Raw genomic sequence first — 2957 nt, forward strand, 5'->3', positions numbered from 1 at the left:
GCCGACATAGAAGATATGACGGTTTTAAAGGGTCCGAGCGCCGCTGCCCTCTATGGATCTCGTGCGGCTAATGGCGTGGTATTAATTACCACCAAAGATGGAGAAGAGGGTCAGCCCCTCAGAGTTTCCTTCAGCAGCAGCAATGTCTTTGAGCGACCCATGGAGTTTCTCAATTTTCATTATCGGTATGCGACAGGTAATCGGAATGCTCTTCTGGATGAGAGCTCGAACTATTGGGCAGGACCCGAACTGGACGTTGGCAACGAGGCCGTGCAGTGGAACAGTCCGCTGGATGAAAACGGGAATCCCATACCTATGGAGCTGCAGTCTTATCCCGATAATATGAAGAATTTCCTGGAAACCGGTTTTACCACATCCAATAATATTTCTCTCAGCGGATCCACCGAAGGCTCTGTGTACCGGTTTTCCTTTAATAATATGATGCATAACGGGATGATCCCAAACTCCAATCTGGAAAGAAATACGTTCTCCTCAAATTATACTAGATCGATTTCTCCAAACGTGAGTTTGGATATAAATATTAATTATTCCCGGTCAAGCTCCGATGACCGGCCATCGACTGCAAGCAGAAATGCCAATCCGGCAGAGGCTATTTATACGATACCGCACACGGATATCAGGGATATGGAGCAGTATTGGGAGGAAGGCCTTGAAGGCATTCAGCAGCGGTCCTTTGATCCGGGTAAAGACAATCCGTATTTCCTGGCCTATGGTATTAATAATGGGTTCGACCGAGATCGATTATACGGGAATGTAAGGCTGGACTGGGAAATATTATCCGGATTGAGTGCATTCGGTCGTTTCTCCTTGAATTCCAGAGACGAAACACGTGAAACGAAGATACCCTGGAGCTATACCGGGATGGAACAGGGGGGATACTTTTATAACGAACTCGGGGGCGAAGAGATAAATACCGATTTTCTCGTTACCTACGAGACCAGGCTGGAAGATTTTGATTTCAGTGTTTCGGGCGGTGGAAATTACATGATCGAAACCTCGAAAAACATACATACCGGAACCAGCAATAATAACAGGGGCCTGGAAGTTCCGAACCTGTATCGCATATCAAATATACCTTCGGATGTATTGTCCGTTAACAACAGTACGTCCGAGAAAAAGATTTACAGTTTGTACGCCACGGGATCCATCGGGTTTAAAGATCAGCTTTATCTCGACCTGACCGCCCGGAACGACTGGTCCAGTACGCTTCCTGCCGATAACCGTTCCTATTTCTACCCGTCTGCTTCCGTCAGCTGGCTGGCCCAGGAGACCCTGCAGCTGCCCGATGAGGTATCCATGCTGAAACTGAGAGGTGGCTGGGCTCAGGTAGGGAATGACGCGGATCCGTACCAGCTCGAGCCTTCGCTGGGAGTGGGCAACCTGCCGGGATTCGATTTGCCGTCCATATCGATGCCTACGACCCTGCTCAATCCCGATTTAAAACCTGAAATTGCTACATCTGTGGAAGGGGGGATGGACCTGGCTCTTTTTGATAACCGGCTGAGATTTGAGGGAACCTATTATACGGTTGAAAACAAGAATCAGATACTGAATGTAAATACACCGGCCTCTTCCGGTGCCACCAGCAAATTGATTAATGCAGGTATCATAGAGAGTAAAGGATGGGAGCTCAGTTTTGGAGCTACGCCCGTCCGTACTCAGGACTGGATGTGGGATTTCCAGGTTAACTTTACCAGAAATCGTACGACCCTGGTTGAGCTCGATGACGAGATTGACCGGCTGCAATTATGGGGGGCTAACGGGGGAGGTGCTTACACGGAAGTAGGCGAAGAGATTGGAAACCTCTACAGCAGCGGGTATGCAAAGGTGGATGATCCCTCTTCTGAATATCACAACTGGCCTATACTCGGTAGTAATGGTTACTGGCAGGAACTGTCTGACCCGGATGACCGGATTAAAGTCGGGAATTTCAATCCACGGGGCATTCTTGGAGCTCAGACATCCCTCTCATACAAACGTTTTACGCTGAGTGCCAATATAGACTGGCGTATCGGCGGCGACTTCATCTCCTTTACCTATCGCTATGGCGAATCGGACTGGAAGTCGCAGAGACAGATGGACAATATGATACCGGGTGGTCTATACGATACGGAAGAATTGATTGAGCTCATGAAATCGGATCCTGAACACTATATCATCCCTCGAAATGGTAATTTCCCAAGAGTCGGAGGATACACTGAGGAAACAGGCGGCTACTATGTCGATGAAGGTGCTCCCGGTTATGACGGTGGATTCATTCCCGGTGTTCAGGAAGTGGATGGGGAATATGTGGAACATCTCGGGGGAGAAGGAACCAATTACAGACCGATAACGACGTTGTATCCCTGGAGTTTTAACCAGCAGGTAACCTTTGATGCATCCTTTGTAAAATTGAGGGATATCACTCTGGGATACGATATCCCATCGGTACCTGCGGTGGAAAGTCTGAGGGTTTCGGTTTATGCCCGGAACCTGCTGCTTTGGACAGCGGCTGGTATCGGCATTGATCCAGAGCGAGCATTTACGGCCCAGGCCTCTCAACAGGGAGATACCAGCATGATGTTCCGGCAAGGACTGGAGTGGCAAAATGTACTTCCCCACTCCATGTCACTCGGATTTAACGTAGATATTAACTTTTAACGAAGAGCCATAATATTATGAATATGACAAGTACCTTTAGCAAATGGTTAGTACTGATGATCATAGCCGGCTTTTTTGTCAGCTGCGATGAGGATCTGACAAAAACCAATATCAACCCGAATGGAGTGAGCCCCGAGTCGGCGAACGCCAGCCTGCTACTTCCGAATTTAATGCGCAATTTTGCTCGCGAGTATACTCATCTTGGAGAGGGACATATTGCAGGGGTCGTTCAGCATATGCAGGAAGATGCCTGGAATGAGGAATATAACGAGTATGACTGGGAGCCGAGGGACTGG

At 48.5% G+C, this 2957-nt stretch carries 1 protein-coding gene and 1 pseudogene; both read left to right on the top strand.

Annotated elements, in window-relative coordinates; translation table 11 throughout:
* Positions 1–2661, top strand: a 2661-nt coding sequence (locus ACESLU_RS13625) for a SusC/RagA family TonB-linked outer membrane protein (RefSeq protein WP_372639177.1), incomplete at its 5' end; no start/stop codon positions are given.
* A gap of 17 nt (positions 2662–2678) precedes the next feature.
* Positions 2679–2957: pseudogene (locus ACESLU_RS13630) on the top strand (SusD/RagB family nutrient-binding outer membrane lipoprotein); the annotation flags it as partial.

This window comes from Fodinibius sp., assembly GCF_041642155.1.
Classification (GTDB): Bacteria; Bacteroidota; Rhodothermia; order Balneolales; family Balneolaceae; genus Fodinibius.